We start from the raw sequence: 18,346 nt of genomic DNA, 5'->3' as shown, positions 1-18,346 counted from the left end.
CCCCGGGCCCGCCCCGCCGGCCCTCCGGACCGTGCGGGCCCTCCCCTACCCTGGTGCGCATGACTCTCAGCACGCTCGACCTGGCCCTCGTCGAGGAGGCCACCAAGAAGTCCGGCCTGATCTGGGTCCGCGGCGGCGGCGCCGACCGCGCCCTGTGGCACGCCTGGGTGGACGGCGCGGCGCACGTGCTGGGCGACGGCCCCGGCGAGCAGCCGCTGCCGGGCCTCGCCGACGGGGCGACGGCCGAGGTCACCGTCCGCAGCAAGGACAAGGGCGGCCGGCTGGTCGCCTGGACCGCGGCCGTACGCGAGCTGCCCCCCGGCGGCGACGCGTGGGAGGCGGCGGCCGCGGAGCTGAAGGGCAAGCGGCTGAACGCCCCCGACTCCGATGGGATGACGGCACGCTGGGCGCGCGAGTGCCGGCTGCTGCGCCTGGAGCCGGTCGCGGCGAGCACCGACCTGCCGGACGGATCGCTGGCCGCGGTGCCGGTCGGCTCGCCGGCGGTGACGCGGCGGCCGGTCCCGGCGGGCCTGCCGAAGCTGCTGCTGAAGCGGAAGAAGGCCGCCCGCGGGGCGTAGGCGGACCCGGCGGGCCAGGGGGGTGTTGCGTGAGTCCCGCACGGCGCCCACGGCGCCGCACAGGACTCTCGCAACACCCCCTAACCGGCCGGGTTCGAGCCCTGGCCCGAGCCCTGGCCGGTCGGCGCGGGCGCCGGGCCGCCGCCGGGCTCCTTCGTCGTCGGCAGCTGGGAGCCGTAGTCGAGGGTCTGGTCCGCCGGCGGCGGGTCCAGCTGCACGGGCTGCCCCCAGTCGCTCAGGTCCACGGTGCCCGCTCCCCCGGCGCGCTCCATCCGCAGCGGGTACGGGGTGCCCTCCAGGGAGACCGCCAGCTTCCCGCCCTTGCCCTGGTCGGCGGTGACCTGGACGGCGCGGGTCGGGCCGACCTTGGTGTAGTCGCCCTTGGCGAGCTTGCCGTCGAGGCCGAGGAGTCCGTCGAGCAGCACGTGCATGTCGGTGAAGCCGCGGAACTGCTTGTAGGTGGGGTCGCTCTCAGGGACCTTCACGTACTTGTCGCCGAGCTTGCCGGCCGCCTCGGAGGTGCCCCAGAAGGCGGCGCTCGCCTTGAGGTAGAGCTGGTCGCCGACGCGGAGCAGCTGGAAGGTGTCCTCCTTGGACTTCACCTCGCCGGAGCCGCCCTCCTTGCCGAGGCGCATGTCGAGGGTGAAGGTTTTTCCGCTGCTGACGAGGGTCCCCGACAGGTGCACGGAGGACGCGGCGCCGGCGGCGGCCTTCGCCTTGCCCTCGATCTGGCCCGCGGAGAGCTTGCCGACGCCGTTGGTGCCTTCGTCGGGGTCCGCGCCGCAGCCCGTCCCGGCGACGGCCAGGCCCGCGAAGACGACACCGGCGACGGCGGCGCGGCGCAGCCGTGCGGCGGAGGAAAGGGCGGTCACGTGCAGGTGCCTCTCGTCGTGCTTCCTGGGCAGCAGGCAGCGTACCCGCCCGTATGCCGGCGGTCGGCGGGTGCCCGGTCCGGCGGGCAGGCGGGCGGCGGCGCACCCCGGGCGGACGGCCCCACCAGGACGGCCGCGCACCCCACGGGCTAGCCTGAGGGGCGGCAGGCAGGACCGTGATCGACGCTCTGGGAGGCGCTGGAATGGCCGGAGGCGCCCCGCGGATCTTCGTCTCGCATCTGTCGGGTGTGCCCGTCTTCGATCCCAACGGCGACCAGGTGGGCCGTGTCCGCGACCTCGTGGCGATGCTGCGCGTCGGCGGGCGTCCGCCGCGGCTGCTGGGGCTGGTGGTCGAGGTCGTCAGCCGGCGCCGGATCTTCCTGCCGATGACGAGGGTGACGGGGGTGGAGTCCGGCCAGGTCATCACCACCGGCGTGGTGAACATGCGGCGCTTCGAGCAGCGGCCCACGGAGCGGCTGGTCCTCGGCGAGCTCCTGGACCGGCGGGTGCGGCTGACCGCGACCGGCGAGGAGGCGACCGTCCTGGACGTGGCCATCCAGCAGCTGCCGGCCCGCCGCGACTGGGAGATCGACAAGATCTTCGTACGCAAGGGCAAGGGGGGCGCGCTGCGCCGCCGCGGCGAGACGCTGACCGTGGAGTGGTCGGCGGTGACCGGGTTCTCGCTGGAGGAGGAGGGCCAGGGCGCCGAGAACCTGGTCGCCACCTTCGAGCAGATGCGCCCGGCGGACGTGGCGAACGTCCTGCACCACCTGACGCCGAAGCGGCGCGCCGAGGTGGCGAGCGCCCTCGACGACGACCGGCTCGCGGACGTCCTGGAGGAGCTGCCCGAGGACGAGCAGGTCGAGATCCTCGGCAAGCTGAAGGAGGAGCGCGCCGCGGACGTCCTGGAGGCGATGGACCCGGACGACGCCGCCGACCTGCTGTCCGAGCTGCCCGAGGACGACAAGGAGCGGCTGCTGACGCTGATGCGGCCGGACGACGCCGCGGACATGCGCCGGCTGCTGTCGTACGAGGAGAACACCGCGGGCGGCCTGATGACCACGGAGCCGATCGTGCTGCGGCCGGACGCGACCGTCGCGGACGCCCTGGCCCGCGTCCGGCAGGCGGACCTGTCGCCGGCGCTGGCCGCGCAGGTGTACGTGTGCCGGCCGCCGGACGAGACGCCGACGGGCAAGTACCTGGGCACGGTGCACTTCCAGCGGCTGCTGCGCGACCCGCCGTTCACGCTGGTCAGCTCGATCGTCGACACGGACCTGCCGCCGCTGCGGCCGGACGCCTCGCTGCCGGCCGTGACGAGCTACCTGGCCGCGTACAACATGGTCGCCGTGCCCGTCGTCGACGAGGGCGGCGCGCTGCTGGGCGCGGTGACCGTGGACGACGTCCTGGACCACCTGCTGCCGGACGACTGGCGGGAGACGGACCTCCACTCCGAGGAGGTCCCCGGTGGCCGGTGAGCGGCGGGGCGACCCGGCGCGCGAGCGGCGCCGCGAGCAGCTGCGGGTGCGCCGCGAGCTGGCGCGGGAGCACGCGCGCGAGGACGCGCGGGAGCACGGCCAGAGCGGCCGGGAGGAGGAGGCCTCGGAGCGGCTGCGGGCGCGGGCCGCGGCGACGGGGTCGAGCGCGCTGACCCGGTCGGCGCGCGGACGGCTGGACCAGCCGCGGGCGGACCGGCGGCGGCTGCTGCCGGTGTACGACCCGGAGGCGTTCGGCCGGCTGTCGGAGCGGGTGGCGCGCTTCCTCGGCACCGGCCGGTTCATCGTCTGGATGACGCTGGTCATCGTGGTGTGGGTGCTGTGGAACGTGTTCGCTCCGCGGCACCTGCGCTGGGACGAGTACCCGTTCATCTTCCTGACGCTGATGCTGTCGCTCCAGGCCTCGTACGCGGCCCCGCTGATCCTCCTCGCGCAGAACCGGCAGGACGACCGCGACCGCGTCAACCTGGAGCAGGACCGCAAGCAGAACGAGCGGTCCATCGCCGACACCGAGTACCTGACCCGGGAGATCGCGGCGCTGCGGATGGGCCTGGGCGAGGTCGCGACGCGCGACTGGATCCGCTCGGAGTTCCAGGACCTGATCAAGGAGATGGACGACCGGCGGATGTTCCCGCAGGAGAGTGACGAAGGCGACCGCTAGCGGCCTTTCCGGAGGCACGCTACCGAGCCGTACCATCGACGCATGGCTACCGACACAAGCTCCGCCGCCGTGCCCGAGCAGGACGCGATCCTGGACGCGCTGGCGACGGTGAACGACCCCGAGATCCACCGGCCGATCACCGAGCTCGGCATGGTCAAATCGGTGGAGGTCGGCGACGGCGGCGCGGTCGCGGTCACGGTCTACCTGACGGTGTCGGGCTGCCCCATGCGCGAGACCATCACCAAGAACGTCTCGGACGCCGTCGCGAAGGTCCCCGGGGTCACCTCCGTGGAGGTGACGCTGGACGTGATGAGCGACGAGCAGCGCAAGGAGCTGGCGGCCACCCTGCGCGGCGGCACCGCCGAGCGCGAGGTGCCGTTCGCCAAGCCGGGCTCGCTGACCCGCGTGTACGCGGTCGCGTCCGGCAAGGGCGGCGTCGGCAAGTCGTCGGTGACGGTGAACCTGGCCGCGGCGATGGCGGCGGACGGCCTGAAGGTCGGTGTCGTCGACGCCGACATCTACGGCCACAGCGTGCCCCGCATGCTCGGCGTGGAGGGCAGGCCCACCCAGGTCGAGAACATGATCATGCCGCCGTCGGCGAACGGCGTGAAGGTCATCTCGATCGGCATGTTCACCCCGGGCAACGCGCCGGTCGTCTGGCGCGGCCCGATGCTGCACCGTGCGCTCCAGCAGTTCCTCGCGGACGTCTTCTGGGGCGACCTGGACGTGCTGCTGCTGGACCTGCCGCCGGGCACCGGCGACATCGCGATCTCCGTGGCACAGCTCGTGCCGAACGCGGAGATCCTCGTCGTGACGACCCCGCAGCAGGCCGCGGCGGAGGTCGCCGAGCGCGCCGGCTCGATCGCCGTCCAGACCCACCAGAAGATCGTCGGCGTGGTGGAGAACATGTCCGGGCTGCCGTGCCCGCACTGCGACGAGATGGTCGACGTGTTCGGCACCGGCGGCGGCCAGAAGGTCGCCGACGGCCTGACGAAGACGGTCGGCGCGACGGTGCCGGTCCTGGGCTCCATCCCGATCGACGTCCGGCTGCGGGAGGGCGGCGACGAGGGCCGGCCCGTCGTCCTGTCCGACCCGGACTCCCCGGCGGGTGCGGCGCTGCGCACGATCGCGGGCAAGCTGGGCGGCCGGGCGCGCGGCCTGGCCGGCATGTCGCTGGGGATCACCCCGCGCAACAAGTTCTGAACCGCCTCGACCGGAGGGGCACCGCTGCGGCGGTGCCCCTCCGGCGTGTCCGGGCGCGGCTACTCGTAGGCGGCGAGGTCGCCGATGACGGCGAAGCCGATCCCGTAGGCGCTCATGCCGCGGCCGTACGCGCCCAGGTGGACGCCCGCCGGGGTGGTGCCGGCGAGGACCCAGCCGAACTCGGACTCGCGGTAGTGGAAGGGGGTCGGCTCGCCGTCGACGGGCAGCGACAGCGCGGACCAGTCCGGGCCGTCGAGGTGGTCGGCGAGCTCCCAGGCCGCCTCGGTCTGCTGCTCCAGCCAGTCGTCGCGCAGGGTGTGGTCCATCTGGCCGGGCCAGCTGTAGGCCAGCAGGCCGGAGCCGGCCAGCCAGGCGGCGGAGGAGACGGAGGTGGCCTCCAGGATGCCGGTGCCGTCGCTGCTGCGGCGGTGCGGGTTGGCGGCGACGGTCACGACGACCGCGAAGCGCTCCTTCTCGCCGGTGGCGACTTCGCCGCGCACGGACGGCTCGTCGCCGTGGCCGGTGGAGCCGTGCTCGACGGTGCCGTCGGCGCCGGTGCCGACCTGCATCAGCCAGCGGTGTCCGGTGAAGGCGCTGTCCAGCCCGTACCAGGGGAATCCGGCGCGGCGGAAGCCGTCGGCGGTGCGGCGGGCGGCCGGGACGGGGGCGGCCGCGGTCTCCTCGTGGGGCGGTGCGGCGGTGTGCGGGACCGCCGCGGCCGGGGCGGCGGGTGTGGCCGGCGGGGCGGTCGCGGCGGGTTCGGCGGCGGGTGCTTCGGGCGCTTCGGCGGGCTGGGCGCCGACCCGGCTACTGCTCGTCGTCTCCATCGATGGGGCCTCTCGTTCCGTGGGGTCCGGAACGGCCCGCCCCCCTCGGGCGTCCTGGGTCCGGACTCATGGAGGATAGCCACCGGACCCCGGATCGCCGGGCAGGACGGGGCTCAGGTGGCGTCGGCGTCGAACGGGGTCCGCTGCTCGGAGGACGGCGCGGCGGGCTTCTTCACCAGGTCCGGGCCGGAGGCGGCGGAGGCCGGCGCGGGCTCCCCGTCGCGGCCGTTGACGGCGTCGGTGACGTCGTTCAGCTCCTGGCGGAGGTCGAAGCTGCTGCGGATGTCGCGGAGGTCCTCGTTGGTGGAGAGCTGCTTGCGGATGAACGTCTTGGGGTTCAGGTCCTCGAACTCGAAGTCCTTGAAGTCCGGTCCCAGCTCGGAGCGGATGTCCTGCTTGGCGCTGTCGGAGAAGGCGCGGATCTTGCGGACGAAGCCGGCGACGTCCTGGACGACCTTCGGCAGCTTGTCCGGTCCGAAGACGAGGATGGCGAGAACCACGATGGTGACCAGCTCGAGTGCGCCTATGTCGTTGAACACCTTGCCGCTCCTCGGCTCTCTCCTCGTCGGGCCACGACAACGGTACCCGGCCGGGCGCCCGGGGCCCTACATCGGTCCTCCATCATCCCCGGTTCGGCAGCGGGTCACGACCCTTCCGCGGAACCGAGGACCAGCCGGACGGTCTGCTCGCGGCCGTCCCGCAGCAGGGTGAGGCGCAGCGGGTCGCCGGGGCGGCGGGCGCGGACCTTGACGATGAGCTCGTCCCCGCCGTGGACGCGCACGCCGTCGACCTTGGTGATCACGTCGCCGGGTCGGACGCCGGCCCGGGCGGCGGGGCCGCCGGGGGTGACGGCGGGCCTGCCGCCCTCGCCCTGCGCGCCGACGCGGGCGCCGGCGCCGGTGTACTGCATGTCGAGGGTGACGCCGATGACGGGGTGGGTGGCGCGGCCGGTGCGGATGAGCTCCTCGGCGACGCGCTTGCCCTGGTTGACGGGGATGGCGAAGCCGAGGCCGATGCTGCCGCTCTGCCGGTCGGAGCCGGTCTTCTCGGCTCCGCGTATGGCGCTGTTGATGCCGATGACGCGGGCCTGGGCGTCGAGGAGCGGGCCGCCGGAGTTGCCGGGGTTGATGGGCGCGTCCGTCTGGAGGGCGTCGACGTAGCTGATGTCGCTGCCGTCCTTGTCGCCGCCGGCGGTGATGGGCCGGCCGGTGGCGCTGATGATGCCGGCGGTGACGGTGTTGGACAGGTCGAAGGGGGCGCCGATGGCGACGACGGGGTCGCCGACCCGGACGCCGTCGGAGTTGCCGAGGGCCAGCGGCTTCAGCCCGCGGACGCCGGTGACGCGGACGACGGCGAGGTCGTAGCCGCTGTCGCTGCCGACGACGGAGGCGGTGGTGCTCTCGCCGGTGCTGAAGGTGACGGTGACGTCCTTGGCTCCGGCCACGACGTGGTGGTTGGTGAGGATGTGCCCCTGGCCGTCGAGGACGAACCCGGTGCCGGTGCCGCCGCCCCCGCCGCCGCGGACGTGGAGGGTGACGACGCCGGGGAGCGCGGTCGCGGCGATGCCGGCGACGCTGCCGGGGGCCCGGTCCTTGTTGTCGGCCGCGGCCTGCGGGAGTTCGAGGCGGGTACCGGCCTGCCGCTCGGCGAGCACCCCGAGCCAGCCGCCGGTGCCGCCGGCGAGCAGGGCGATCCCGAGCCCGAGGGCGACGGCATGCCGCAGCCGTACGACCGTCCCCCGAGCCGCCGCGCCCTGATCGGGCATGCTGAACGTCCCCGCCTGCCACGGGTCGTACGCGCGCTGCCCGGCCCCCGAGCCGGACCAGCCCTCGGCGGGGGCCACGTCCTGAGCGGGGAGCACCACCGGCCCGGGTTCGACGGACGGCTCCTCCGAGGCAGCCGGCGGAACCGGCCGGGCGTCGGCGGGATGCCCGTCCGAACCGGCGGGCAGGGGGTTGGCCTTCGCGAGCGGTACGGGATCGGGCCCGGCGGGCCGTCCGTCCGCGGCAGCGGGCTCGGGGGCCGGGACCGGGCCGGGCTCGGCGGGTGGGGCGGGGTTCGGGCATGCGGCGGCTGCCGGTGCCGCCGCCGGGGCTTCGGCGGGGCCGGTCCGCCGCGGCGGAGTCGGCTGGGACTGTTGCTCGTCGGCCATGGGCGCTCCCCGGATTGCCTGCCGCCGCAGGGCGGCGCACCTGCCGGAGATTCAACCAGGTCGGCGCGCGGCGGAGGATGGCGGCCCGAGGCCCGCTCGTCTCAGGGGCGCCGGTCCTGCCCGCGGTGCAGGCGCCCGGCGCCGCAGGGCGGTGGGCCGCGCGGACGGCCCGACAGCACGGACCGCCCGACAGCGCGGCGGGTGCCCTGCCGGACCCCGCAGGCCCCGCGCCCCCGGCGAACAGGGCCCGCGCGCTCCCCGGAGGCGGCAGCCGCGGCCTGTCCCGGCCGGGCCGGGACAGGGCGGGGCAGGCCGCCCGGGTCAGCGGAGGAGCGAGACCGGGCGGGAGGGTGTGGGGGCGGAGGGGTGGAGCGGAGGCAGCGGGCCTTCCTCCTGCGGGTCGGCGGCGGGGCCGGGCCGCCGCGCGCGGTCGCGGAGGACCGCGTCGGCCACGGACACGGCGCCGGGCCCGCTGCCGGGGCCCGGGCCGGCCCCGGAGGCGGGGGCAGCGGGCAGGGCGGGGCCGGGCCGGGTCGCGGGCGACTCGCCCCGCACGTTCGGCTCGACCGTGTTCAGCGGAAACGTCCCGCCCAGGGCGATCGCCGCCAGGGACACCGCGCCGGCGGCGACGAAGGCGAGGCGCCGCCGGGGCCGCCCGACCTCGGCGATGCGGAAGCCCTGCTGCGGCGGTTCGGGCGCCCGGTACCCGAACAGGTCGCCGCCGGGCGGTCCGGCGGGCCCGTCGGGCCCGTCGCCGGGGAGCCCCTGGAGCCGGGCCAGCAGCCCGGCGGACAGCGGCGGCGGTGCGCTCTCGACGAACATGGCCTTGAGGCGGCGCTGCGCGTCCGCCTCGGCCTTGCACTTGGGGCAGGTCGCGAGGTGCGCCAGGACCCGCTCCCGCGCGTCGTGGCCCAACTCGCCGTCGACCAGGGCGGCAAGGCGGTCGCCCAGGTGATGCTCGGCAGGGGAGGGTTTGACTCCGGTCACTGGGCTCCGCCCTCTCCCCCGCTGCCCGGGACGCCCACGGCCACCCCGGCCAGCGCCCGCTGCTCGGCCCTGGCCTCGGGCGAGCGGTGCTTCAGCGCCTTGCGCAGGTGCGAGCGGCCCCGGTGGATGCGGCTGCGCACGGTGCCCAGCTTCACGTCGAGCGTCGCGGCGATCTCCTCGTACGAGAGGCCCTCGATGTCGCAGAGCACGACCGCCGCGCGGAACTCGGGCGCGAGGGTGTCCAGCGCCTGCTGCACGTCGGCGTCGAAGTGCGTGTCGTGGAGCACCTGCTGCGGGGACGGCTCGCGGCTCGCCAGCCGCTCCGCGGCGTCCTCCCCGAGCGCGTCGAAGCGGATCCGCTGCTTGCGGCGGACCATGTCGAGGAACAGGTTCGTGGTGATGCGGTGCAGCCAGCCCTCGAACGTGCCGGGGGTGTAGGTGGACAGCGAGCGGAAGACCCGGACGAAGACCTCCTGCGTGAGGTCCTCGGCATCGTGCTGGTTGCCCGTCAGGCGGTAGGCGAGGCGGTACACCCGGGCGCTGTGCGTGCTGACGATCTCCTCCCACGTGGGAGGGGTCCACGCCTGCGGGCCCGCATCGGCGGCGAAGGTCGCGGTGGTTGCGGTCACGGCGGAGTGGAAACGGTCAGCGGTGTCAGTCACGGATTTCGGCTCACCCGCCGACCAGAAGAGGCGTCTCCAGACGCCCCCACGATCCACAGGCGCAGCCGCACCTCCCCTATCGGCTCTGGTGGTGTCCAGTGGAGCCCCTACCATAGCCACCCCTCCCGTCAGCTCCGGATAAGCTTTTTTGCCCTAACTTTGCCTGGGGTGTCGGGGGTCGCCGCACCGTTCCTACCGGTGCCGCCCCATCCATCCCCTCTGTGCCCCGCCCGGGGCCCTTCCCGCCTTCCGGCATAGGTCCGCTGCCCTTTCCAACGCCCGGTCCCATCTGCGGGTTCCCGACGCCAGCGGATACAGTCACCGTTGCGCCAACTATGGGGACAGGAGAGGGTCATTACCGGCAACCGGCAGACGAGCTGGGCGTTCGCCGACGCGTTTGTCGCCGAGGACGACGCTCTGCGGTGGGCCCGCGACCGGGCCAGCGAGGCGGGCCTGCGCTCTGTCTCGCCGGGCACCGGCGCCGCGCTGCGCCTGCTCGCCGCCAGTGCCGACGCCAAGGCGGTCGCCGAGATCGGCACGGGGACCGGCGTCTCCGGCATCCACCTCCTGCACGGCATGCGCCCGGACGGGGTGCTGACCACCGTGGATCCCGAGGCCGACCGGCAGGCCTTCGCCCGCCAGGCGTTCCGCGCCGCGGGGTTCGCGGGCAACCGGGCCCGCTTCATCCCCGGCCGCGCCCTCGACGTGCTGCCCCGCCTCGCCGACGGCGGGTACGACCTCGTCTTCTGCGACGGCGACCCCACCGAGTCCCTCGACTACCTCGCCGAATCGCTGCGCCTGCTGCGGCCCGGCGGGCTGGTGTGCTTCGAGGGGGTCTTCTGCGACGGCCGCACGGTCGACTCCGCGGCCCAGGAGGCGGACGTCCTGCGCGTCCGCGAGCTGCTGCGCAGCGTCCGGGAGAGCCCGGCGCTGGAAGGGGCCCTGCTCCCGGTCGGCGACGGCCTGCTGTGCGCCGTACGGCGCTGACCGCGGGCGTACGCGGACGGGCGCGCGGCCGGTCAGCGCAGCAGCGCGAAGGTGAGCCCGGTGACCGCCCCGAGGGCGGTGCCCGCGGCGACCTGGGCGGGCGTGTGCGCCCGCAGGACGAGCCGGGACCAGCCGACGGCCGCGGCGAGCGGCGCCGCGAGGAGCGCGGCCGGCCCGAACGCCAGGCAGAGGACCATGACGGTGCCGCCCGCCACCGACATGTGCACGGATATCTGCCAGCCCACCGTGACCAGCAGGGTCGTCGCGAGCCCGACGAGCATCGCGGCGACCAGCGCGAGCACCTCGCGGGGCGCGCCGAGGGCGTGCCCCAGGCCCACCGCCGCGGCCACCGAGCCCAGGCTCAGCGCCATGGGCGCGAGGCGCTGGCGCCGGACCCGGATGTGCTGGTCGGTGAGGGCGCCCCGGCGCACCCCGAGCCGGACGATGCCGATCGGCACCGCACCGCAGAACAGGGCGGCGAGCAGGCCCCAGCCGAGCCCGGCCGCCGTCCCGGTGCTGTGCAGGCCGATCACCAGCAGCAGCAGGACGACCAGGTGGGCCGGCGCGAGGACGTCGGACAGGACCCGGGCGGCCTTCTGGCGGGGCGTGCAGTCGGCGAAGGCGGGCGGGGCGGGAGGGGCGGGAGGGGCGGCGGTCACGGCTCGGCTTTCAAGGAACGGCGTACGCCGCCCCTGCGCGCGGAGGCGGCCCGGACCGCCGGGGGAAGGGAACCCGGGCGGATCGGGCGGGGCGGGCGCGGCGCGGTCGGACGGGGGTGCGGCGCACGGCGGGCACGCGGGCCGGGCGGGCGCGGCCGCGGCGGACACGGGCCCGGCGGGCCGGTGCTCATGCTCCGGCGTGCGCACCGCACAACGCTGCCCCGGACGCGGATCGCGGGCCGGGGCAGCGCAGAGTATGCAGACGGTCTTGCCGACGGGTCAGCCGACGACCTTCTTCAGGGCGTCACCCAGGGCGTCCGCCTCGTCCGGCGTCAGCTCGACGACCAGCCGACCGCCGCCCTCGAGCGGTACGCGCATGACGATGCCCCGCCCCTCCTTGGTGACCTCGAGCGGGCCGTCGCCCGTCCGCGGCTTCATGGCCGCCATGCTCGTTCCCCTTCCTGAAACCAGCTCATCGTCAGCCGACGGCCCCATTCAGGCGCCTGGAACCCGGCATCGAACACATTGCTTCCCGGCCATTATCCCGCATGTCAGGACCCGATGACCAACATCGGAAGGGAACGCTTGGGCAACGCCCTCTGCCAAAACCACTCATTTCGGGGACCTGCCTGCGATACTGCGCGCGCTCCGCGCGGGCGCCGCGCCCGCTTTCTTTGACGCACATCACATGCCCTCGGGCGGCGCGGTCCGCCATGCTGGCCCTTGCACCGCCCGGTACCGGCCGGTAGCCCAGCCCGCGACGAAGGGGGACCCCCGACATGGCCGACAGCGTGCTCTACGACGTCACCGACGGACTCGCCACCATCACGATCAACCGTCCCGACGCCATGAACGCCATGAACACCGAGGCGAAGGTCGCGCTGCGCGACGCCGTCCGGGCGGCTGCCGACGACCCGGCGGTGCGGGCCGTGCTGCTGACCGCCGCGGGCGACCGCGCCTTCTGCGTCGGCCAGGACCTCAGGGAGCACGTGCAGAACCTGCAGGCCGACCGGGAGACCGGCTCGTCGCTGACCATGACCACGGTCTCCGAGCACTACAACCCGATCGTGCGGGCGCTGGCGGAGATGCCGAAGCCGGTCGTGGCGGGCGTGAACGGCGTCGCGGCCGGTGCGGGCTTCGGCTTCGCCCTGGCCGCGGACTTCCGGGTCGTCTCCGAGGCCGCGTCCTTCAACACGTCCTTCGCCGGGGTGGCGCTGACCGCCGACTCGGGCGTCTCCTGGACGCTGCCCCGCCTGATCGGCGCCTCGCGCGCCGCCGACCTGATGCTCTTTCCCCGCTCGGTGAAGGCGCAGGAGGCGTTCGAGCTGGGCATCGCGAACCGGCTGGTCCCGGCGCAGGAGCTGCACGCGCAGGCCGAGGCCGTGGCGCGCACGCTGGCCGCCGGCCCGACGGTCGCCTACGCCGCGCTGAAGGAGTCCCTCGCGTACGGGGCCTCGCACTCCCTCGCCGACGCCCTGGAGCGCGAGGACGTCCTGCAGACCCGGGCGGGCGCCTCCGAGGACCACGGGATCGCCGTCCAGGCCTTCCTGGCCAAGCAGCCGCCGGTCTACCTCGGCCGCTGACCGGCCGCCGGACCCGGCGCCGCCCCGGCCGCCCCGGCCCCCGGGGCGGCCGGGGTGCGGGCCGTGCAGTCGGCCAGGTGGTCGTTGACGAGGCCGCAGGCCTGCATCAGCGCGTAGGCGGTCGTGGGCCCGACGAAGCGGATGCCGGCCTTCTTCAGCGCCTTGGCGAGCGCCGTGGACTCCGGTGTCACGGCCGGGACGTCCGTGATCGAGGCGGGGGCGGGGCGGCCCGGCTCGGGGGCGTGCGACCAGATCAGGGTGTCGAGCTCGCCGGGCTTCCAGCCGGCGAGGACCCGCGCGTTGGCGAGCGTCGCGTCGATCTTGGCGCGGTTGCGGATGATCCGCCCGTCGGCGAGCAGCCGCTCGGCGTCCCGGTGGTCGAAGGCGGCGACGGCCTCGATCCGGAAGTCCGCGAAGGCCTCGCGGAAGCCCTCGCGGCGCCGCAGGATCGTCAGCCAGGACAGCCCGGACTGGAAGGCCTCCAGGCACAGCCGCTCGTACAGGGCGTCGTCGCCGTGGACGGCGCGGCCCCATTCGGTGTCGTGGTAGGCGGTGTAGTCCTCGGTGGCCAGGGCCCACGGGCAGCGCAGCGCGCCGTCGGCGCCCGCGAGGGCGGTCACCGGGCGTCCTTGCCGAGGTCGACGGCGGCGGGCTGCTGCTCCGGCTCCTTCGCGGCGGCCTCCGCCTCCCCCCGGGGCGCGTCCCCGGCCGCGGCAGCGGGCCGCCCGGCGGTCGCCACCGCTGCCGCCAGCTCGGCGATCCGGGAGTCCCGCTCGGCGATCTCGGCCGCGAGCCGCTCCAGGACCTCGTCCACCTCGGCCATCCGGTAGCCGCGCGCGGCGACCGGCAGCCGCAGCGCCTCGATGTCGGCCGGGGCGACGGGACGGGTCTCGGGCAGGGCGTCCGCGACCCGGTCGGGCTCCGCCTCGGGCAGGACGGCCTCCGAACCGCCCCCGATCACGGCCAGGGTGACCGCGGTGACGACCACGACCAGCGCGATCAGCAGGAACCAGAACACGATCAACTCCCTGAGAGACTTGCGGGGCACCTCCCGGCGGCGGCCGGTGGACCACCAGGTGACCAGGTTAAGGTCGCGGACGGGGCGCGAGGGCCCCCTGAGGAGGAAAGAACGGGATGCTGCGACTGGGCACGCGCGAGTTCGACACCCACGAGCCGGTGATCATGGCGATCGTGAACCGGACGCCCGACTCCTTCTACGACCAGGGCGCGACGTTCCGCGACGAGCCCGCCCTGGAGCGGGTGGAGCAGGCGGTGTCCGAGGGCGCGGCGATCATCGACATCGGCGGGGTCAAGGCGGGGCCGGGCGAGCACGTGGACGCGGCCGAGGAGGCCCGGCGCACGGTCGGCTTCGTCGCCGAGGTCCGGCGCCGCCACCCGGACGTGGTGATCAGCGTCGACACCTGGCGGCACGAGGTCGGCGAGGCGGTCTGCGAGGCCGGGGCCGACCTGCTGAACGACGCCTGGGGCGGGGTCGACCCGAAGCTCGCCGAGGTCGCCGCCCGGTACGGGGCGGGCCTGGTGTGCACCCACGCGGGCGGGGTCGAGCCGCGCACCCGGCCGCACCGGACCGCGTACGACGACGTGATGGCGGACATCCTGCGGGTGACGGTGGGGTTGGCCGAGCGGGCCGCGGCCCTCGGCGTCCGGCGCGACGCGATCATGATCGATCCGGGGCACGACTTCGGGAAGAACACCCGGCACTCCCTGGAGGCGACGCGGCGCCTGGCGGAGATGGCGGAGACCGGCTGGCCCGTGCTGGTGTCGCTGTCGAACAAGGACTTCGTCGGCGAGACCCTGGACCGGCCCGTCAAGGAGCGCCTGCTCGGCACGCTCGCCACGACCGCGGTCTCGGCCTGGCTGGGCGCGCAGGTCTACCGGGTGCACGAGGTCGCCGAGACCCGGCAGGTCCTGGAGATGGTCCGGGCGATCCAGGGGCACCGGGAGCCGGCGGTGGCCCGCCGGGGCCTGGCCTGAGCCGGGCCCCGGCGGGGGCGGCTACTTGCCGACCTCCTTCGTGACGAGCGCGATGGCCTCTTCCACGTCGTCGGTGACGTGGAAGAGGTACAGGTCGCGCTCGGAGGCCTTGCCCTGGGCGATGACCGTGTTCCGCAGCCACTCGACCAGCCCGTTCCAGTAGTCCGTGCCGAAGAGCACGATCGGGAAGCGGGTGATCTTCTGGGTCTGGACCAGGGTCAGGGCCTCGAACAGCTCGTCGAGCGTGCCGAGTCCGCCCGGGAGGACGACGAAGCCCTGGCTGTACTTCACGAACATCGTCTTGCGGACGAAGAAGTACCGGAAGTTCAGCCCGAGGTCGACGTGCTCGTTCAGCCCCTGCTCGAAGGGCAGCTCGATGCCGAGGCCGACGGAGACCCCGTTCGCCTCCCGCGCACCCTTGTTGGCGGCCTCCATCGCGCCGGGGCCGCCGCCGGTGATCACGGCGAAGCCGGCCTCGACGAGCGCGCTGCCGATGCGGACGCCGGCCTCGTACTCCGGCGAGCCCGCCGGGGTGCGCGCCGAGCCGAACACGCTGATCGCGGGCGGCAGCTCCGCCAGCGTGCCGAAGCCCTCGATGAACTCCGACTGGATGCGCAGGACCCGCCAGGGATCGGTGTGCACCCACTCGGAGGGCCCGGCCGAGTCCAGCAGCCGCTGGTCGGTCGTGCTGCCCGCCTGCACCTGGCCGCGGCGGCGCAGCACCGGTCCGAGCTGCTGCTCCTCGGGGCGGTGCGGGGCGTCCCCCTCGGCATCGCGGTGGTTGCCCATGATGTGCTCCCTCCTGCTGATCGTTGGATCAGGGTAGGCGCACGGAGGTGACGGGAGGGGGAATTCAGGAGGTCAGCCAGGCGCGGAGTCGTTCCTCGCAGTGCAGGATCGCCTTGGTGTCGACCCGTTCGTCGACCTTGTGGGCCAGCAGGGCGTTGCCCGGGCCGTAGTTGACGGCGGGGACGCCGAGCGCGCTGAAGCGGGAGACGTCGGTCCAGCCGAACTTGGGCATGGCGCGGCCGCCGACGGCCTCCATGAAGGCCTTCGCGGCGGGGTGCGAGAGCCCGGGGAGGGCGCCGCCGGAGGAGTCGTCGACGGTGAGGGCGGTGACGCCGCAGTCCGCGAAGACCTCCTCGACGTGGGCGAGGGCGTCGGCCTCGCTGCGGTCGGGCGCGTAGCGGAAGTTGACGGTCACGGTGCAGGCGTCGGGGATGACGTTGTTGGCGACGCCGCCCTCGATGCGGACCGCGTTGAGGCCCTCGCGGTACTCCAGGCCGTCGATGACGGGGCGGCGCGGCTCGTACGCGGCCAGCCTGGCCAGGATGGGGGCCGCGGCGTGGATGGCGTTGGAGCCCATCCAGCTGCGGGCGGAATGGGCGCGCTCGCCGGAGGTGTGCAGCAGGACGCGCAGGGTGCCCTGGCAGCCGCCCTCGACCTCGGCGTCCGAGGGCTCCAGCAGGACCGCGAAGTCCCCGGCGAGCCAGTCGGGGTGGGCCTCGGCGATCCGGCCCAGGCCGTTGAGGTGGGAGGCCACCTCCTCCTGGTCGTAGAAGACGAAGGTGAGGTCGCGGTTGGGCTCGGGCACGGTCGCGGCGATGCGCAGCTGGACGGCGACGCCGGACTTCATGTCGGTGGTGCCGCATCCCCACAGGACGCCGTCGCCGTCGAGGCGGGAGGGGACGTTCCCGGCGACGGGCACGGTGTCGAGGTGCCCCGCGAGGACGACGCGCTCGGGGCGGACGAGGCGGGTGCGGGCCACGACGTTGTTGCCGTACCGGTCGACCGTGAGGTGGGGCAGGCCCCGCAGGGCGTGTTCGACGAGGTCGGCGAGGGCCTTCTCGTCGCCGCTCACGGACGGGATGTCGACGAGCCTCGCGGTCAGCCGGGCGGCGTCGAGGGTGAGGTCGAGCTCGGTTTCGGACATGCCCCGACCCTAACGCGCCGTGCTGCGGCGAACGTCTCACGTCCGACCGGTGGACGTGCGACGTGGCTCAAGTACGGTGGGCCGCGTGTCACGAAGCGATCACTCCCGCCCCCGCCGCCGCCGTAGGCTCCGCACGGCCGCCGGCCTGTGCGTCCTGCTCGCGCTGGCCGGCTACCTCGTCGTCCGGTTCGAGTCGATGGGAGGGGGCGGCGCACCGCACTGCACGGCCGCGGATTCGGCCGGGGACGGCTCCCCCGGGGGCAGCCGCCGTACGTACGACATGACGCCCGAGCAGGCGGCGAACGCGGCGACGATAGCCGCGGTCGGGGTGGCCAAGGGGCTGCCCGACCGGGCGGTGACCATCGCGCTGGCGACGGCCATGCAGGAGTCGGCGCTGCGCAACCTCGACCACGGCGACCGGGATTCGCTCGGGCTGTTCCAACAGCGGCCCTCGCAGGGCTGGGGGACGCCGGAGCAGATCAGGGACCCCGTCTACTCGGCGGGGATCTTCTACGACCGGCTCGTCAAGGTGAAGGGGTACTCGCGGCTGCCGCTGACGGAGGCGGCGCAGAAGGTGCAGCTGAGCGGCTACCCGCAGGCGTACGCCAAGCACGAGCCGGACGCGGCGGTGCTGACGGCGGCGTTCGCCGGGACCGGCGAGCTGACCTGCGGCGGTCCGGCGCCGGCGGCGCCGGGCGATCCGCAGCGGGTGCGCGGCGAGCTGGAGCGGATCTTCGGCGGGAGCGGGCTGCACGCCTTCGCGAAGCAGCAGGCCGGGCCGGCCGGCGGCGCGCAGGCGGCGGACGCCGAGGTCGCGCTGGCGGAGAAGCCGGACGGCGGGGAGCAGGCGGCGCGCGGCAGCCGGGCGATCGCCGGCTGGGCGGTCGCGAACGCGCCGTCGCTGGGCGTCGCGCGGGTCTCGTACGCGGACCGCAGCTGGGTGGCCGGCGAGAAGAAGGGCCGCTGGCAGGCAGCGGGCGGCGACGCCAAGGGCGGCGCGGACGCGCGCGGGGCGCAGCGCGGACAGGTCCGCATCTTCGTGAAGGGCTGAGCCGGGGGCTCCCGGCCGCCCGGTCGCGCGTACGGGAGGTCACCCGCAGGGGGTGAACCGGGGGGCGGGCCTCCGGCGGCTCCGGGGCGAGGAAGTGCTGGTCGTCGGCATCCAATGCGCTTTTCCCGGAAGCCGATTAAACGATGCGTTACCGATCCTTTACCGAAGGGCGCCGCAACCCGCCCCGCCCCGTGAGCGGTTGTAGCGGGCGTACTCAGCCGCTACCGCTTAGGAGCAACATGTCCCTCCCCCTGACCCGCCGGATCGCCCGTACCGCGCTGCTGCTCGCAGCCGGGGCCGCTCCCGTGGTCGGTGCGGCCGGCGCGGCCAGCGCCGCGGGCCTGGACTCGTCCCTGCCGCAGCTGGGCGCCCTCACCGGGCCGCAGGCCGCGGACGCCGCCTCGCAGGCCGTCCCGGCCGCGCCGGGGCAGGTCGCCGACACCGCGGGCGCCCTGCTGGGCGGGCTGCCGGCCGGGAGCCTGCCGACCGACGCCGTCCCGGCCGGCGACCTCGCGGGCGCGGTCCCGGCGCAGGGCCTGCCGACGGACGCGCTGCCGACCGGCTCCCTGCCGACGGACGCGCTGCCCCTGGGCTCCCTGCCGCTGAACGGCACCGCCGGCTGACGGACCCGCAGGACGCCGAGGGGCCGGGAGTGCGCACTCCCGGCCCCTCGGCCTGTCCGCGCCGGTCCGCGCGCGCCGCC

The 18,346-nt window shown here is 74.9% G+C and carries 21 protein-coding genes; 9 read left to right on the top strand and 12 right to left on the bottom strand.

Going from position 1 to position 18,346, the window contains the following annotated elements; all coding sequences use genetic code 11:
• Positions 1-59 precede the first annotated feature (59 nt).
• The gene (locus ACZ462_RS01655) at positions 60-578 is read left to right on the top strand and encodes a hypothetical protein (protein ID WP_467806294.1); all 519 of its coding nucleotides are present in this window, start codon (positions 60-62) and stop codon (positions 576-578) included.
• 80 nt (positions 579-658) lie between these two features.
• Here the strand turns inward: ACZ462_RS01655 and ACZ462_RS01650 are convergent, their stop codons facing one another.
• Positions 659-1,450, bottom strand: coding sequence for a hypothetical protein (locus ACZ462_RS01650; RefSeq protein ID WP_467806292.1), 792 nt, complete (start codon positions 1,448-1,450; stop codon positions 659-661).
• 203 nt (positions 1,451-1,653) lie between these two features.
• Here ACZ462_RS01650 and ACZ462_RS01645 point away from each other — a divergent pair, with 203 nt between their 5' ends.
• From ACZ462_RS01645 to ACZ462_RS01635, 3 genes are all read left to right on the top strand, one after another.
• On the top strand, positions 1,654-2,925 hold the full coding sequence (locus ACZ462_RS01645; protein WP_467806291.1) for a magnesium transporter MgtE N-terminal domain-containing protein: 1,272 nt from the start codon (positions 1,654-1,656) through the stop codon (positions 2,923-2,925).
• Between the two features lie 133 nt (positions 2,926-3,058).
• On the top strand, positions 3,059-3,604 hold the full coding sequence (locus tag ACZ462_RS01640; RefSeq protein WP_467806312.1) for a DUF1003 domain-containing protein: 546 nt from the start codon (positions 3,059-3,061) through the stop codon (positions 3,602-3,604).
• Between the two features lie 42 nt (positions 3,605-3,646).
• The gene (locus ACZ462_RS01635; RefSeq protein ID WP_467806290.1) at positions 3,647-4,807 is read left to right on the top strand and encodes an Mrp/NBP35 family ATP-binding protein; all 1,161 of its coding nucleotides are present in this window, start codon (positions 3,647-3,649) and stop codon (positions 4,805-4,807) included.
• A 59-nt stretch (positions 4,808-4,866) separates the two neighbouring features.
• On the opposite strand, the gene ACZ462_RS01630 is transcribed toward ACZ462_RS01635, so the two are convergent.
• The 5 genes from ACZ462_RS01630 to sigE form a co-directional block, all read right to left on the bottom strand.
• Positions 4,867-5,634, bottom strand: a complete 768-nt coding sequence (locus ACZ462_RS01630; protein WP_467806289.1) for a hypothetical protein — start codon at positions 5,632-5,634, stop codon at positions 4,867-4,869.
• 113 nt (positions 5,635-5,747) lie between these two features.
• Positions 5,748-6,173 carry a sec-independent translocase gene (locus ACZ462_RS01625; RefSeq protein WP_467806287.1) on the bottom strand — a complete coding sequence of 142 codons (426 nt, stop codon included), beginning with the start codon at positions 6,171-6,173 and terminating at the stop codon, positions 5,748-5,750.
• Positions 6,174-6,277: 104 nt separating this feature from the next.
• The gene (locus tag ACZ462_RS01620) at positions 6,278-7,786 is read right to left on the bottom strand and encodes a S1C family serine protease (protein WP_467806286.1); all 1,509 of its coding nucleotides are present in this window, start codon (positions 7,784-7,786) and stop codon (positions 6,278-6,280) included.
• Positions 7,787-8,107: 321 nt separating this feature from the next.
• Positions 8,108-8,773, bottom strand: a complete 666-nt coding sequence (locus ACZ462_RS01615) for an anti-sigma factor family protein (protein ID WP_467806284.1) — start codon at positions 8,771-8,773, stop codon at positions 8,108-8,110.
• Positions 8,770-9,549: an RNA polymerase sigma factor SigE gene (gene sigE, locus ACZ462_RS01610; protein ID WP_467806282.1), complete on the bottom strand. Its 780-nt coding sequence runs from the start codon at positions 9,547-9,549 to the stop codon at positions 8,770-8,772. The genes ACZ462_RS01615 and sigE overlap by 4 nt, the downstream gene beginning before the upstream one ends.
• A 210-nt stretch (positions 9,550-9,759) precedes the next feature.
• Between sigE and ACZ462_RS01605 the strand changes: the two genes are divergently transcribed.
• Positions 9,760-10,422 carry an O-methyltransferase gene (locus ACZ462_RS01605; RefSeq protein ID WP_467806280.1) on the top strand — a complete coding sequence of 221 codons (663 nt, stop codon included), beginning with the start codon at positions 9,760-9,762 and terminating at the stop codon, positions 10,420-10,422.
• Positions 10,423-10,454: 32 nt separating this feature from the next.
• Here the strand turns inward: ACZ462_RS01605 and ACZ462_RS01600 are convergent, their stop codons facing one another.
• Both ACZ462_RS01600 and ACZ462_RS01595 read right to left on the bottom strand, forming a co-directional pair.
• Positions 10,455-11,081, bottom strand: coding sequence for a hypothetical protein (locus tag ACZ462_RS01600; RefSeq protein WP_467806279.1), 627 nt, complete (start codon positions 11,079-11,081; stop codon positions 10,455-10,457).
• Between the two features lie 279 nt (positions 11,082-11,360).
• Entirely contained in the window at positions 11,361-11,528 is a 168-nt protein-coding gene (locus ACZ462_RS01595) for a DUF3117 domain-containing protein (protein ID WP_003966491.1), read from the bottom strand.
• 332 nt (positions 11,529-11,860) lie between these two features.
• Between ACZ462_RS01595 and chcB the strand changes: the two genes are divergently transcribed.
• Entirely contained in the window at positions 11,861-12,664 is an 804-nt protein-coding gene (chcB, locus tag ACZ462_RS01590) for a 2-cyclohexenylcarbonyl CoA isomerase (protein ID WP_467806278.1), read from the top strand.
• Here chcB and ACZ462_RS01585 read toward each other — a convergent pair.
• Both ACZ462_RS01585 and ACZ462_RS01580 read right to left on the bottom strand, forming a co-directional pair.
• Positions 12,649-13,284, bottom strand: a complete 636-nt coding sequence (locus ACZ462_RS01585) for a DNA-3-methyladenine glycosylase I (protein WP_467806277.1) — start codon at positions 13,282-13,284, stop codon at positions 12,649-12,651. The genes chcB and ACZ462_RS01585 overlap by 16 nt on opposite strands.
• Positions 13,281-13,688, bottom strand: coding sequence for a DivIVA domain-containing protein (locus ACZ462_RS01580; protein WP_467806310.1), 408 nt, complete (start codon positions 13,686-13,688; stop codon positions 13,281-13,283). Before ACZ462_RS01580 ends, ACZ462_RS01585 begins: the two co-directional genes overlap by 4 nt.
• Positions 13,689-13,798: 110 nt before the next feature.
• Between ACZ462_RS01580 and folP the strand changes: the two genes are divergently transcribed.
• Positions 13,799-14,659 carry a dihydropteroate synthase gene (gene folP, locus ACZ462_RS01575; protein ID WP_467806276.1) on the top strand — a complete coding sequence of 287 codons (861 nt, stop codon included), beginning with the start codon at positions 13,799-13,801 and terminating at the stop codon, positions 14,657-14,659.
• Between the two features lie 21 nt (positions 14,660-14,680).
• On the opposite strand, the gene ACZ462_RS01570 is transcribed toward folP, so the two are convergent.
• Entirely contained in the window at positions 14,681-15,448 is a 768-nt protein-coding gene (locus ACZ462_RS01570) for an LOG family protein (RefSeq protein ID WP_467806274.1), read from the bottom strand.
• 64 nt (positions 15,449-15,512) lie between these two features.
• Positions 15,513-16,592, bottom strand: coding sequence for a succinyl-diaminopimelate desuccinylase (dapE, locus tag ACZ462_RS01565; protein WP_467806273.1), 1,080 nt, complete (start codon positions 16,590-16,592; stop codon positions 15,513-15,515).
• A gap of 85 nt (positions 16,593-16,677) precedes the next feature.
• Between dapE and ACZ462_RS01560 the strand changes: the two genes are divergently transcribed.
• Positions 16,678-17,643, top strand: coding sequence for a hypothetical protein (locus ACZ462_RS01560; protein ID WP_467806272.1), 966 nt, complete (start codon positions 16,678-16,680; stop codon positions 17,641-17,643).
• 239 nt (positions 17,644-17,882) lie between these two features.
• Positions 17,883-18,266 (top strand): ATP-binding protein, encoded by a 384-nt coding sequence (locus tag ACZ462_RS01555; RefSeq protein WP_467806271.1) that lies wholly within the window; start codon positions 17,883-17,885, stop codon positions 18,264-18,266.
• Positions 18,267-18,346: the final 80 nt, after the last annotated feature.

This window comes from Streptomyces sp. NPDC031121 (assembly GCF_055570615.1).
This window is presented reverse-complemented; position numbering and strand designations above follow the sequence as displayed.